Source organism: Bacillus mexicanus (assembly GCF_050445615.1).
Lineage (GTDB): Bacteria > Bacillota > Bacilli > Bacillales > Bacillaceae > Bacillus > Bacillus mexicanus.
Map to the genome: position 1 here is coordinate 538,462 of NZ_JBCEYV010000003.1, position 13,636 is coordinate 552,097.

A 13,636-nucleotide genomic window follows, 5' to 3' on the forward strand; every position below is an offset into this window, starting at 1 on the left:
TTTTGCCTTAAACCAAAAAAACGACGCGAATGAATAAACACGTCGTTTTTTAACAATCAGTAGAAGAATTTTGGTAAGTATTTTTTATGAGCTTCCATCATTTCATCAACAAAGGAAAAAGACTCCTACAAAACATTGTAGCAGCCTAATTTTATATATATCATAAGCCGTCGGAATCCAGGTTATAGCTCGGCCCATTTCGAACCGTTAGGTTCGATTACCCGAGAAGATGCCCCATCTATAATGGGTGCATACCCATTTAGGCGGGGAGGTTCACCAAAGCTGCTGTTCTTTGGATCAGTTAACATTCCTACTTCGCTCGAGCATCTAATAACCCTACTCTAAGTTGTGTAGTAACAAAATCTGCACCTTTTAGAGCTTCCCTTCTATCCAATGTCAAATGAATATCGATTGGCAAACCTGATTTTTTAACCATTCTTTTTACAAGATTCCCTACAATTTCTAGTTTTTCTTTTCCCTCTTCAATATCAACCAACCATAGTTCTCTTACTGGTAACTCTTATACCGTTTAATAAAACCTTCCACTAATTCCGGTGTATAACTAGATCCTCCACCATAAGACTAAATCAAAAATTAACTCAAACAGAGAAAAAACGAAAAAGGCAAACAGCGAAAATAACTGTTGCCTTACTATATACTTTAAGTTTATTAATCATTTTTCTCGTACGACCATTAACAATAAACTCTGCTTTGCTTATCACTTCAATATTTGTATAACCATCTTCTTTCGCTTCTTCTGCATACTCAGTTGTCTTTTTTTATCTAAAAATCATTTCCCTAAACAGCAATGTTCTTTCCTTCATTATTCGTCACACAATAGAACCAGATTTTATTATAGAACACTTCAAGAATAGCTGGTGTAGTTAAAGCTTCGAAAAGATCTAAAACTCTATCATTCCTTAAAGTAACGGATTTTTCACCAATCGTCTCTACAATACCAGAATATGAATCATCTTCAAAAGATACAGACAGACGATCTCCAACTTCCACTTTTTCTTTAAATAATCTTATACCTAATTCATTCATTTCGAAAAACCTCCTAAAAATAGTTATATCGGTAAATCCTCCAACGAACAATGCAAACTCGATCTTCCGATTAGTTCCTTAATATATTACAAGGATTATTAGACTATGGAACAAAAAATAAAATAAAGTTAATAACTCAAAAAGGTTACTTCCAAATTGATTGGATATTAATGCACTCTGATATTCATTAGTCCACTTCAAAAGGATTTCCAACGAACAATTACAAACATATATTAGTTCTATGAAGAGGAAGTGAAAAAATTGAAAGAAAAATCCACTAAGTTTCTCAAAGCCACTATCTCTTCTTTCCATCTTATTGAATGGGCTATTGTGCTGCTTATCCTTGCCACCATTCTATTTACTTTCAAAGAGATCGCAACACTTATTCTTAATGAGATAAGCGAAGGAACACTATTAACACACTATAAAATCCTCTTATCAGACATCCTACTTTTAGCTGTCGGGGTAGAAATCGCCATTCTCATAATAAAAAAAGATATCTATTTTGTAATAGACATCCTGATCTTAGCTATTGCTCGAAAACTAATTACTTACGAAAACAGTATCGATATACTAATAAGCGTACTTTGCATCTTCATATTGATTATTGGAAAATGGTTTAAGAAGAAATACAACTTGAAAAGTTAGCATTAATTTATAGAGTGAACAAAACAAAAAAGCTATCCGTTTTTGGGTAGCTTTTTTGTTTTGTTCACTCCAGCGCATCTCACAGGACCTCTTAAATTAGGAGGTTGGAAAGGATAAAAAATGATCATTGGAGTTCCGCCTGAAAAAGGACGTTGAATTACGATTTCATTCTAACAAAACTAAGATCCATTGTCTACCCTAATATGGCAGATAATACCGCTATGAACATCGGAATTGTTAGAACAGAAAGAATTGTACTTATAACAAAAGCAGACGCTGTTTCAGTTTCTAACTCTTTGAAATCTGAAGAAACCATAACGGCCACAGAAGAACAAGAAAATGCCACTAGTAATACAGCCATAATTGTTTCCTGATCACTAAGACCAAATAACATAGCAACAGCTAACATAAACAGTGGATGCACAACAATTTTCAAGAATGAAATACCAAATGCTTTTGCATTAAGGTTAAGTTTCTTGATACCCACTGTGGCACCAATAGCGAACAACGCCACCCCAGAAACAGTTTTACCTATCATTTCAAACATTCCAGTCACTGTCTCAGGGAAAGTAACATTACATAAAGCTAAAATAAGCGCGATTAACGGCACAAATGCTAATGGAGAAGAAATGCCATTTTTCAATGATTGAATAACAATCTTAGATATTTTTTCGTCTCCTTCTTTATTTCTTCCTAGAGAACCAATTAATGTAGCTAATGGAATCAAGAAAGCATTAACAACTATTCCTGTAATAGCTATTGGAAAAGTAACCGCAGCAGTACCAAAGATTCCTCCTAATACAGGAATTCCAATGAAGGCAAAAGAAGGCTGTGTTGAGTTCAATCCGTATATTGCTGATCGTGTAATATTCTTCTTGAAGAAAAATGAACTAATTATCATTACAAGAAAGAAGAACCCTAACATACCGACAGTCATAACCAAAAAGAAAGGCAGCTTTTCAGCCAATTTTTCTTTAGAGGTGGTCACAATTCCTACAAACAAATGAGCCGGCAAAGCAAATTTAGTTACGAAGGTTGTTAACCCCTTTGCATTATCCGAATTTAGGAATTTGAAATATCCAGCAAGATAACCTAATAAAATAACAAAAAATACTGGTAATAATAACACGGTAATACTCTCAATACTCAACGTTGTCTCACCCCAATGATGTCATAAGATTATAATAATGTGACAATTTTGTGACACTTTATTACGTAGGATAAATTGTTCATTTAGTAAAACAACCCTTTCCTTTGTGAATTAAAAAACTTTTTAAAGTGACCCTCCACCATAAAAAAAGAGACCTCATTTGGTCTCCATCTAAATTTAATATATGAAATCTTCTTTTGGTGAAAAGATTTTTTGTAGGATAGAAGCTTTGTAATATGTAATCACTGAATACAATGCATTGTGAAACGGTGCCCAATCATAATTTTCATTATCCATTTCAGTCAGAACTATACTAGGATCCATACCAAAGAGTTCTTCAATTTCAGTATCTTTATCTAAAATCATTTTTGCAATTTCTGCACTTTCGTTTTCTGTTAATACTACCTTATTATTCGGATCATAAAATTCCGCTTGATCTTCTATTTCGTATTGTAGTTGTTCAAAAAGTTCTTGTTGATTAAACATTTAATACACTCCTTTTTTAAGTTTTTTATTTTGTCTCAGAATCTTCATTCCATTGATAAGAATACACGGCGTCCTCTTCTTCTTGTTTCCAGTTATGAATTTTAATATTTCCTTCATCAAATTCGACCAGTGCAGCATTTTGAATACCCTCTGGTCCATTAATATCTATATTGATTCCTGGATAATTAGGATCACAACTTTTTTTCGCCTCAATGTTTCCGAAAGGTGTTGAAATCGTTATTATACTTTTGGATTCCAATAATGTTATTTTTTCTTTCAGTCTTTGTATTTCTTCTTGTTGTTCTCGCATAATGTTTCCAACTTTATCGATGTCGCATTCATTATGAGGATCCCTCAAGCTATTTAAAATATTTTCTGCTAGATCATAATCATATTTCCCTTCCTTTTTTACAGCGTCCTTAATAACTTTTTTCCCATCTAGATATGCACTATTCAACTTATTCATTCCCGCTCTTCTCTCCATTTCCCACTTGTTTTTGATATTATAAAATTAAAACCAACTATAATAGAAAAAAATCAAAAAACATCTTAAACCCCTACTATAATCAATCCCAAGATCATATATACTACTGGGAAAACAAAAAGAATACTGTTGACTATAATGGCACCAAGGGACCAACTATCCTTCCGTTTTTTTAAACTGTTCGTTGCAAGAATTAATCCAATAGGGCTTAATACAATTGGAAAGAATATAGGCAATCCTTGTAATGTTTCCGAAACAACAAATTCACAAAAAAAGCTCAATATGCACAGTATTGAGATAATAGATAACAGGTAAGAAATAAATGTTTTTATATTCGTCATCAAATTCACATCCTATATCTAAATATTCACCATATTTCTTCTGTCCCTTTTAAGAAATAATCATCCCTTTTTTAAAATTTACCTGCTAAAAAAAACTTAAAGACCGATTTTCGAATAATCGGTCTTTAATATTTATATCTTTAACAATTATTCGCGAGAATTCCCCTTCTATAATCTTTGATTTAGGAGGGGATGAATCGCTTTTTTTTATTTGTTTCAAGCTGTCTTGTTGCAATGTTTTAGTAACCTTATATAAAATAAAACAGAACATTTGTTTTGAGGAGGTGACGGATATGTCCCAAGTTAAGAAAAATAAAGCTTATAAATTTAGATTGGTACCAACGGAAGAACAAGCTTCAATGTTCGCTAAAACCTTCGGTTGTGTTCGATTTGTCTATAACAAAATGTTAGCCGAACGAAAAGATACATATAAAACTTATAAAAATGACAAAGAAGCTCTTAAAAAAATAAAAGAACCTACACCGGCGAAGTATAAACCCGACTTCCCTTTTCTAAAAGAAGTGGATAGTCTCACTTTAGCAAACGCGCAAATGAACTTAAAAAAAGCTTATCAAGCTTTTTTTAAAGGTAATGCCAAGTTTCCTAAGTTCAAATCTAAAAAACATAAGCAAACATTTACAACTAACGTTGTGAACGGAAATATTTTCTTAGAAAACGGCCATATCAAGTTACCTAAAATCAAAACAATGATTAAATTAAGACAGCACAGACAAATTCCGAAATATCATATCATTAAGTCTGTGACTGTTTCAAAAACAGCCACAGGTAAATTTTATATTTCTATTTTGACGGAATACGTTACAGAGACACCGGAGGTGTCTATTCAAAATGTTCTTGGTTTAGATTTCTCAATGACAAACCTGTTCGTAACAAGCGAAGGTGAAAAAGCCAATTATCCTCGCTTTTATCGAAAATCGCTAGAAAAACTAAAAAAAGAACAACGTAAATTATCTCGTCGCAAAAAAGATAGCTCCCGTTGGGAGAAACAACGCCTTAAAGTAAGCAAACTTCAAGAAAAGATCGCAAATCAAAGACGAGATTATTTACACAAAAAATCTAGAGAGCTTGCCAATACATTCGATTGCATTGTGATCGAAGATCTCAATATGCAATCAATGTCTAAAGCTCTCAACTTCGGCAAAAGTGTTTCCGACAATGGTTGGGGTATGTTTACCGCATTCTTAGCTTACAAACTCGAGGACCAAGGAAAACTGCTTATCAAAATCGATAAATGGTTTCCATCATCTAAAAAATGTTCTAAATGCGGCGAGGTTAAAGAAAGCCTCCCCCTTCCTGAACGTTTATTTGAATGCGTCTGCGGTAACATTATGGATCGAGATCATAATGCAGCAATCAATATACAAGAAGAAGGAAAAAGACTCCTACAAAACATTGTAGCAGCCTAATTTTATATATATCATAAGCCGTCGGAATCCAGGTTATAGCTCGGCCCATTTCGAACCGTTAGGTTCGATTACCCGAGAAGATGCCCCATCTATAATGGGTGCATACCCATTTAGGTGGGGAGGTTCACTTCAGTACCAAAAGTGAATAAATTTTGTTGTTTGTTTAGTTCAACTTCTTTGGTTTGATCTCCATAATTCATTATAAAAAGTTCAGTCTGTTTTTTTCTTGTTTGTCCTTTTTCTGCTTTCACAATTCCATTTCCACAGTGAGCTTCCTTAGTCTCAATTTTCCATCCTTTGTACAAAGATTCTATTAAAGGATCGGGATAGTAACTTACTAAAGCCTTTCCTTTAATATTCCTAAGCATTTTTGCTAGATCTATATGATCCTGCTTAGTAAATCCACCTTTATAACAACGCTCACGGCCAACGTACGGTGGATCGATATAAAAGAATGTATTCGGGCTGTCATATCTTTGGATAATTCCCCTGAGATCTAAACATTCGATCATAACATTGCGAATTCTTTTTTCAAAAGATTTTAATCGAGACACCGCATTTTGGTAATCATATGCTGTACTTTTCACTTTTCCAGATCTCCATCCGCTTTCCATATTATTCGCTGGCACAATTGTTTGCCGAATTATAGTTACGTTTTACAATGGTCAAAATAAATTTTTATTGTGCTATTAACTTTATTTAAATTCCGCCCATAAAAAATGGGCGTTTTTTGTCTTTTAGAGTTTTTTAACTTAATTCACGTTCGGCAATGAATAAAAAATTCGAACCTAGAAAATGTGCTAAGTGCAAAAGGATGTTTGAAACTCAAAATCTGAAGGTACTTTTCCCATACAAAAAGGGACTTTGCTTCAAATGTTTTAATACTAACAAAGGCCAAAATATATATAAATCAATACTGAATGATAAGAGAGGAAAAATTCAACTTGTAATGTGGGATCTCAATAACAAAAAGACCGAATAATCCGGTCTTTTTCATTTTATTTACTAAAATAATTTTAGTTGTGTAGGTTCTTTCAGTTCTATTCCTAACGATAATAAATCTAATGCTTCTTGTCCATTATCAATCTTATTACTCTCACTGTCATAATTCATAATGAATAATTCAGTTTCTCTCTTTTTACTTTGTCCCTTTTCTGCTTTATGTACACCGGTACCAACTACTGCATTCATACTTTTAATATTCCAGTCCTTATATAATGATTCAATTAAAGGATCAGGATAGTAACTTACTAATGCCTTCCCTTTTATATTCCTTAGCAATTCCGCCAATTCAATGTGATCCTTTTCAGTAAATCCACCCTTATAATAGTTTTCTCTACCTACATATGGAGGATCAATATAAAAGAAAGTGTTGGGCCCATCATATCTTTTGATAATTTCTCTAAAATCCAAACATTCAATTAAAACATTACGTAAACGTTCCTCGAATTGTTTTAATCTCACGATTGAATTTTGGTAATCAAAAGCAGTGTTTTTAATCTTTCCAGCTCTAAATCCGCTTTTAAAATCTTCATTATTAGCTGGAACAATTAAGTGTCTAAGTAAATAATACCAACGCACAGCTCTTTCAAAATTATCTTTAGGTAATGGTTGCTTGGACCACTCTTCTGATAACAATCTACTTGTCGGCAATGTTTTTAAAGCTGCTAACAATTCTTCTCTAGAATTTCTTAGAGTAAGTAAAAAATTAATTAAATCTCCATCAATGTCATTATAAACTTCTACTTTGCTAGGCTCTTTTTGGGTTAATACGTGACCCCCTCCTGCAAAAGTTTCTACATAACAATGATGCTCTGGAATTAAAGGAATAATGTCTTTTGCCAGATAATGCTTTCCACCAAACCATCTTATTGGTGAATGGATACCTTTGATACGTTTTACAGTTGAATTTGTATTTTTTTCGTTTTTCATTAGAAAACACTCCGTTCCGATAAAATCGAATATTATCGGATGGAGGCGGAACTCTTCGTTGTTCCTTCCCTACTTACATTTCAAGGGGCAAGCCGGGCGCTACTTTCCTCATATCGAGGGATCAGCAAGAGGTGGGCACACTGGCCTCAAAAGCATAGTTATTCAAATATATACCCTTATATCTATCTGCTATGCAATCCTCCGTCGCACCTTAATCAAAGTGTTTCTCTGAATTCCAATACATTCATATACATCACCCTTGTTCATTTTTCCATATGATATCGCAATAAAACGAATCTATTGAAAAAAAATTAAAAAACCTAACTTTAATTAAAGTTAGGTTTATTTTTCATATTTATTAATATATCTCGTTATTCTATTTTAGACATTTTTTAATCTCATTCAGGCTAAATTCTTCAAAAATCCCATCTGCTTCATCTTTTTCTTTATAAGCCACAAATTCCTCAAACTCAATTTGAAAAGGTTTTGAAGATTCACTGTACAAAATTCTCAAATCTATATCGCTAATTTTAGCTTTAGTTCCAGTTGGAATATATCCATTTTTTAATTCAATTTGTTCAATTACGCTGAACGTGTTACCTATATCATATACTAGTTCTGTACGAAGCAATTCTTCTGTATTATTAATCCCCCATCGAATACAATATGGAATGTTGGTTTCTTCAGTATGAAATTCGCGAATAAATTCTTTTACATCAGAGTCTAGTTCGTTATATATGATTTCTATTTTTTTAAATAGTACTTCTATTTCTTTTATTCTGTTTTGGTCTTTTTTCGTAAACATATTCATTCACTCCATCTTTTTTTCTGATAATACCACCAAATTTTCTGTTTTCTAATAAAAAACCAAATTTATTATTTTTCAGAACAAGAAAGTAAAAATATGTTCTACTTTGTTTTCATAAGTATGAGTTCCTATCCCCGACTTCTGAAAAATATGGGGATTACCGGAGGAATCCCTGCTTCTGGCAACAGATAAACAACAATGGTGAATAGAACTACTAACAGCGCAATTAACGCAGCTAAATAAGGTGATAAATTTGTTTTATCCCTAATAATTGCAAACATAGATATTACAAGAGACCCAATAGAAAGAATAAGGCTTAAGATGAAAGGTATCCAAGGGCTAAACACTGCCAGGTTATCCAATCCATTTGAAAAAAACAAAACAAAATAAACTAATAACAATACAATTCCAATCCTAGACAAAACACGAAAACTCAATTCATTCAAACCTTTCCAAACTTCTTTGTTTTAACATTTTAGATAATTTCACAACAAACTCGGCCAATCCTTATACTTCTTGTAAAAATAGAGCAGCAACCAAAGGTTTCCGCTCTTTATACTTTTTATTAAGAAACTTTCTTCATTAAAACTACACTCAATTTAAAAAGAATGCTGCTGATATTTTTTTCAATCTCTATCACATAACCCTCTTTAATTTTATAACGCATAAACTTAGCCAGCTCTGATCCAAACTTGCTTTTATATCTTTCAAACTGTTCAATATTTAGAAACAATTCATTAATATTGTTTATCTTTTTAATCAATTCGTATAGCTCATCTGATTCAGGATGACTATTCATCACCTCTTCAAATTCATTCAATGCTTTTTTCATCTCTTTATTTCGCTTATAATGTTTCTTCATAAAATCCCTTAGTTCTTGAAAGATATCTTCTACACCGTATAATGTCGCAACTGATTCATATTCTTCTAGAATTTTTCTTGCCTCAATAGGTGTCCGTTGACTAACCGTTTGAATAACTCGCCAGCTTCCTCTACGAATTTCTTTCACTTTTCTAATTTTCTCTTCTTCTGCAATTAGTTCTTCGTAAGCTAGAGGTTTTTGTCCAAGAGGAACCGAATCAGCAAAAATCTTGTATGAGAATCCATATTCATTAAGCAATTTACACAATGGAGTGGAAATACTTTTCCCCATATGAAGTTCAACAAATGGCTTTTCCTTAAATTTTAATAAGAAATCCAAAATCTTTGCAGCGAAACTTTTCCCTTCAGAGGCGCTTCTTTTACCTTTAAATAATGGATAAGGATTCACTACATCATCAAATCGGATTATTCGTTGGTTATCGAAGCTTAAAAAGTAACAATTCTCACCAGGCATCCCAGACACTTCAAGATATTTAATAATATTATTAACCCACTTACTTCTTGGGCCACGAAAGAATTCTTTTGCTTTCATAGGTTCATTTTTTCGTGCTGACGATTCTGTAACAAGTGCAATTCTGTTCATTTTATAATCCTCCGTCATCTTTTTGCCTATTATATTCTTTTTTTTAAAAATAGATAAAAAAAATAAAACTAACCACAAAATAAAAAACACCATATATATGGTGTTTTAATAATTCAATATTTTTATCAAATAAAGGCTCATACCTACAATAATAATGCTTTGGCCAAGTCCACATAGGATTCCTGTTAACATTCTTAAGGTGTTATTACTCATTCTATATTTTCTCTTTTGCGTCCATCCATCAACTATCATAGGAATGCTTAATATTATCCCAATCCAAATCGGGAAATTCAATGGCACAAAAAACAAAATAGGAAAAAATAAATAGCCTAAAAGTATACCAGAGCATCTCGCACACAACGGAAAAACATATCCTTTAACGACAATACTTCTTTCTCTCATTCGGTGGCAAGGTACAATATCGAACATTTTCATCATTAATTACAATCCGGACTGCAATCTAAATCCGGTCCGCAATCTAAACCTTTATGACCTTTACAATCCCCACAGTCAGGAGCGCAATCAGGCACACAGTCCCAATCCTTTCTCTTATATTTGGTTTTCTTATAATAGTAATAAATAAATAAAGAGATAATAATAGCTAATCCAATAATTACCCCACCAAATAAAAATTGTCCTTTGATGATTAAAACTGCACCTGTGATCAATGTTGTGAAAAGTAATGTTAATAATACAAAAAACATTTTTACCCTTCTTTACTTTTTTCTTAATTATAAATCAGAAATTTCAACTCAAAAAAAATAATTAATATAAAGAAAGGCTCTTATTCGTATAGATAGATTGTTGCTTTATAAAAAAGACCTTAGATAACTGAATGTTTACGAAAGGCTCTTTTCGTATAGATTGTTGTTATTAGACACAAAAATAGACCTCGGTTTTCCAAGGTCTCGCTACATTTAATGTTAAATTTTTACAAACTACGCCATACGAAGTATTTCTTTTACTGACTGATAATTTTCTTTTATTTCATCAGTAATACCTCTAACCTCATACACCGTTACATATCCAATTCCATCTTTCCAATAATCGTAATGACGAGGATAAACATTTAGATATTTACCTTCAAACTTTTTCCATTTCAATAATTGTTCACTTGTAAATAAATTTTTTTTATTTAACTCTCTTACGTTTGTTAATGCCATATTAATCATTTCCCTTCCATTACTTCTTTTTTTAGTTATTCTATTATTTCCGCATTTTAACCTGTTTTTTACTTTGTTTTAAAAAACAACAAACTTTACGAAAACAGCCTTAAGCAAAGATTCCGATAGCTGGAATCTTCTTGTTTTAGCTATATAAATTGTCTAAAATAGTCTGCAATGCGTTATTAGCTTTTTTACTTTCTTCTTCAATAAATGGTGTCCATTTTTGTGCGAAGATCTTAAACTTTTCATAAAGTACTTCTTCGATTTTTCGATTAATCGTATCAGAATTAGGGTCAAAAATCGAAATTATCTCGTAATGTTTAGGAATTTCAGCGCCAAACAATTTATTTATTCCACTTATAATATTGCTCATATTATCTCTATTTAAAGGTTTGAAATACCAACAAAAGGAGTTCTTCCCTCTCCCCATATACCATTCCAAGGCAATATCACAAAATTTCTCAAAGCACTCAACTTCTTTTTTTAATTCAATGTTATTTTCAATCAAAGGAGACAAATCTAAAATTTGGGAATCAATATAAACATTAACCATATCCAGAAATTTGTCATTCGACATATTTCGCGGAGCTATTGGTTTCCTCATTGCATACTCAGATACGAAGAAATCTAAGTTGCCGATATTTACAAAGTTGAAATACGGCCACTTTTCATTTAGTTGATTCCAAATACTCTTCTGAACTTGATTCCAGTCTCTAAAAGTTGTTTTCTTTGCCTCTCTAGCAAGCATTATATCCAATCCTTTCATCTTATTATTAAAGTAACTTCATTACATCTTCCATTCTTTTTTTAAACCACATATCAGTCTCTTTACTACAATCAACTACATCTTTTTCATTTTGTAAGTAATTTTTCAACTGACTTTCATTTACCTTCATTTCAGGATTCCAATGCCATTGCGTTACTGAAGGTGTATGAAAATTTGCTGTTTTCCCATTAATAGTATTCAAGTGAAATGTGTCCCAATCAGATAGCACTGTCGAAGTTCGATAAGAAACAAACACAATATGTCCTAGTTTGCAGACTTTACCCATTTCAATAATGTTATTCATATATAATCACTCCGTTAAATTATTTGTTCTGTCCGAATTATACTTCTATTTTCTTTTTAAGATAGAAAAAAACAAAAAAGTACAACAATAAGTTGTACTAAAAATTTATTTAGCTATAGAAAATCTATTTTCATTAATATGTTGTTCCCAATATGTTAACTCATCCATAGGAACCCAATCACCATAAACCGATAACAAGAATTCGCTCAAATCTGGAACATATCTGAAATCTTTCTTGTTATATAAATGGAATTTCATCTTATTCTTCGCAACTCTATACAACTCTTTAAGCGCAACCTCAACAGATTTCGCTTTAGCAAAAATTGCAATAGCTTCATATATTTCATCATTTTCCGCCCAATAAACCGCTTCTCTATATAAGTTTTCAAAATACTGTTTGTATTCTTCATTTCTATCTATCGTTTTAAAATAATCATTTAGCCTTTCTTCGGTTAATTGGTATATGGTCAATCCCCTAACTTTTGTGTAACCTATCTTCCTATATCCAACTGTTTGAAAACAAAACCCCGGATTTTGGGACTTTACTTTCTGTTCGTCTACATAGGTTATAATCCCATCTTTCTTATGTCCTTCGGAAAACGTTATAAGGCTTGCTAAGGCGATTAAATAACTACTCATATATTCAGACTCATTACGAAATATAGTGCATTCATAGGCATCTAAACCATCTCTGCGAAATCTCCCTATCCAACTCGCCCAGATAGCATCTCCATTTGGTGTTCTAAGAACAATATTTTTCCCTGGCCTAGTAAATCTTGCTGCACCTATGGTTTGCCTAGAATAGTGTCTATCTGCAAGAGCTCGCCCGGCAGGATCACAATTATGTGTTCTTATCCAAGGCCCGTAATCTTCATTTTCTAATGGCAAAACAATCTGAATACTGTTATTTTCTATTTCCATATCTCCAACTTCTTTCTCACACTATTTTTCATATATTACATTCATATTTACACTATGTAGTAAAATTTTAAAAAACGTATTCAAATAAACCCGTTTTCCATCTTAATTTTTTAGAACAACATCATCCACTCTCAAAGCAAAAAGGAGCCGGTTACGGCTCCTTTTTCAAATTACTAATATGCTATATTCGCGTTATATATGTAAAACCTTAGACTATCTTAGTTTAGAAAAATAGTATCCATCTTCTTCTTTAACAAAGTATAATTCCCAATCACTATCGCCGTTATTCCAGGTTACAGTGACTGTATTCTCATCATCTTTACTTTGTTTAAAGGTGAAATCGTCAATATCCATTCCAACCATTTTATTTTTATTCGCAAGCTTAATCATTTGCTCTGTTGGGTATAGCATCGGATTAGAGTGGTTTAATTCCTCAATTGCATCAGAATCCCCATCTGCTACAGCAGTCATAAATGTTTTTGCTGTTTCCATTGGCGTGCTATGCTTTTGACCACCACAAGCAGCCAGTGCTAATACTAGAACTGTAGATAATAAAATAGCCATTTTTTTCATTGTTGTTTTCCTCCTTTTGCCTCGGCCTAAAAAGTACTATACCAAAACCGTGAAGAGCTTGCAATTTAATCCACTTAAACTTTTAAAACTTTTTCAATAGTCAGGTCCAAACGAAAAA

At 32.4% G+C, this 13,636-nt stretch carries 18 protein-coding genes and 1 pseudogene; 2 read left to right on the top strand and 17 right to left on the bottom strand.

The annotated features are described in order from the left end of the window. Nucleotides 1-313: 313 nt before the first annotated feature. Nucleotides 314-546: pseudogene (locus tag AAGG74_RS17985) on the bottom strand (family 4 glycosyl hydrolase); the annotation flags it as partial. A 252-nt stretch (nt 547-798) separates the two neighbouring features. After that, nucleotides 799-1,047 (bottom strand): hypothetical protein, encoded by a 249-nt coding sequence (locus AAGG74_RS17990; RefSeq protein WP_429676589.1) that lies wholly within the window; start codon nt 1,045-1,047, stop codon nt 799-801. A gap of 261 nt (nt 1,048-1,308) precedes the next feature. On the opposite strand from AAGG74_RS17990, the gene AAGG74_RS17995 reads away from it, so the two are divergent. After that, a complete protein-coding gene (locus AAGG74_RS17995; RefSeq protein ID WP_429676590.1) occupies nt 1,309-1,695 on the top strand; it encodes a hypothetical protein in 387 nt (128 codons plus the stop codon). 193 nt (nt 1,696-1,888) lie between these two features. Here the strand turns inward: AAGG74_RS17995 and AAGG74_RS18000 are convergent, their stop codons facing one another. The 4 genes from AAGG74_RS18000 to AAGG74_RS23545 all read right to left on the bottom strand — a co-directional run bounded on the left by AAGG74_RS18000 (nt 1,889) and on the right by AAGG74_RS23545 (nt 4,156). Beyond that, complete coding sequence (locus tag AAGG74_RS18000) at nt 1,889-2,845, bottom strand: AEC family transporter (RefSeq protein WP_429676591.1); 957 nt, start codon at nt 2,843-2,845, stop codon at nt 1,889-1,891. Nucleotides 2,846-3,022: 177 nt separating this feature from the next. Beyond that, on the bottom strand, nt 3,023-3,331 hold the full coding sequence (locus AAGG74_RS18005; protein ID WP_429676592.1) for a hypothetical protein: 309 nt from the start codon (nt 3,329-3,331) through the stop codon (nt 3,023-3,025). A gap of 25 nt (nt 3,332-3,356) precedes the next feature. Further along, nucleotides 3,357-3,797 (bottom strand): hypothetical protein, encoded by a 441-nt coding sequence (locus AAGG74_RS18010; RefSeq protein ID WP_429676593.1) that lies wholly within the window; start codon nt 3,795-3,797, stop codon nt 3,357-3,359. An 83-nt stretch (nt 3,798-3,880) separates the two neighbouring features. After that, entirely contained in the window at nt 3,881-4,156 is a 276-nt protein-coding gene (locus tag AAGG74_RS23545) for a hypothetical protein (protein WP_488167951.1), read from the bottom strand. A gap of 293 nt (nt 4,157-4,449) precedes the next feature. Here AAGG74_RS23545 and AAGG74_RS18015 point away from each other — a divergent pair, with 293 nt between their 5' ends. Next, a complete protein-coding gene (locus tag AAGG74_RS18015) occupies nt 4,450-5,583 on the top strand; it encodes an RNA-guided endonuclease InsQ/TnpB family protein (RefSeq protein WP_429676594.1) in 1,134 nt (377 codons plus the stop codon). A 110-nt stretch (nt 5,584-5,693) separates the two neighbouring features. Here the strand turns inward: AAGG74_RS18015 and AAGG74_RS18020 are convergent, their stop codons facing one another. From AAGG74_RS18020 to AAGG74_RS18070, 11 genes are all read right to left on the bottom strand, one after another. Further along, nucleotides 5,694-6,170 carry a DNA adenine methylase gene (locus tag AAGG74_RS18020; protein WP_429676595.1) on the bottom strand — a complete coding sequence of 159 codons (477 nt, stop codon included), beginning with the start codon at nt 6,168-6,170 and terminating at the stop codon, nt 5,694-5,696. Between the two features lie 418 nt (nt 6,171-6,588). Then, entirely contained in the window at nt 6,589-7,515 is a 927-nt protein-coding gene (locus tag AAGG74_RS18025; RefSeq protein WP_429676596.1) for a DNA adenine methylase, read from the bottom strand. A 376-nt stretch (nt 7,516-7,891) separates the two neighbouring features. Continuing rightward, nucleotides 7,892-8,320 carry a hypothetical protein gene (locus tag AAGG74_RS18030; protein WP_429676597.1) on the bottom strand — a complete coding sequence of 143 codons (429 nt, stop codon included), beginning with the start codon at nt 8,318-8,320 and terminating at the stop codon, nt 7,892-7,894. Nucleotides 8,321-8,888: 568 nt separating this feature from the next. Then, the gene (locus AAGG74_RS18035) at nt 8,889-9,788 is read right to left on the bottom strand and encodes a hypothetical protein (protein ID WP_429676598.1); all 900 of its coding nucleotides are present in this window, start codon (nt 9,786-9,788) and stop codon (nt 8,889-8,891) included. A gap of 105 nt (nt 9,789-9,893) precedes the next feature. Continuing rightward, complete coding sequence (locus AAGG74_RS18040) at nt 9,894-10,226, bottom strand: DUF2085 domain-containing protein (RefSeq protein ID WP_429676599.1); 333 nt, start codon at nt 10,224-10,226, stop codon at nt 9,894-9,896. Beyond that, a complete protein-coding gene (locus tag AAGG74_RS18045) occupies nt 10,226-10,492 on the bottom strand; it encodes a hypothetical protein (protein WP_429676600.1) in 267 nt (88 codons plus the stop codon). The genes AAGG74_RS18040 and AAGG74_RS18045 overlap by 1 nt, the downstream gene beginning before the upstream one ends. A gap of 234 nt (nt 10,493-10,726) precedes the next feature. Then, nucleotides 10,727-10,951 carry a hypothetical protein gene (locus AAGG74_RS18050; RefSeq protein WP_429676601.1) on the bottom strand — a complete coding sequence of 75 codons (225 nt, stop codon included), beginning with the start codon at nt 10,949-10,951 and terminating at the stop codon, nt 10,727-10,729. A 145-nt stretch (nt 10,952-11,096) separates the two neighbouring features. Then, nucleotides 11,097-11,702 carry a hypothetical protein gene (locus AAGG74_RS18055; RefSeq protein WP_429676602.1) on the bottom strand — a complete coding sequence of 202 codons (606 nt, stop codon included), beginning with the start codon at nt 11,700-11,702 and terminating at the stop codon, nt 11,097-11,099. A 25-nt stretch (nt 11,703-11,727) separates the two neighbouring features. After that, on the bottom strand, nt 11,728-12,024 hold the full coding sequence (locus AAGG74_RS18060; protein WP_429676603.1) for a hypothetical protein: 297 nt from the start codon (nt 12,022-12,024) through the stop codon (nt 11,728-11,730). 105 nt (nt 12,025-12,129) lie between these two features. After that, entirely contained in the window at nt 12,130-12,945 is an 816-nt protein-coding gene (locus AAGG74_RS18065; protein WP_429676604.1) for a hypothetical protein, read from the bottom strand. Between the two features lie 213 nt (nt 12,946-13,158). Further along, nucleotides 13,159-13,518 (bottom strand): nuclear transport factor 2 family protein, encoded by a 360-nt coding sequence (locus AAGG74_RS18070; protein WP_429676605.1) that lies wholly within the window; start codon nt 13,516-13,518, stop codon nt 13,159-13,161. Nucleotides 13,519-13,636: the final 118 nt, after the last annotated feature.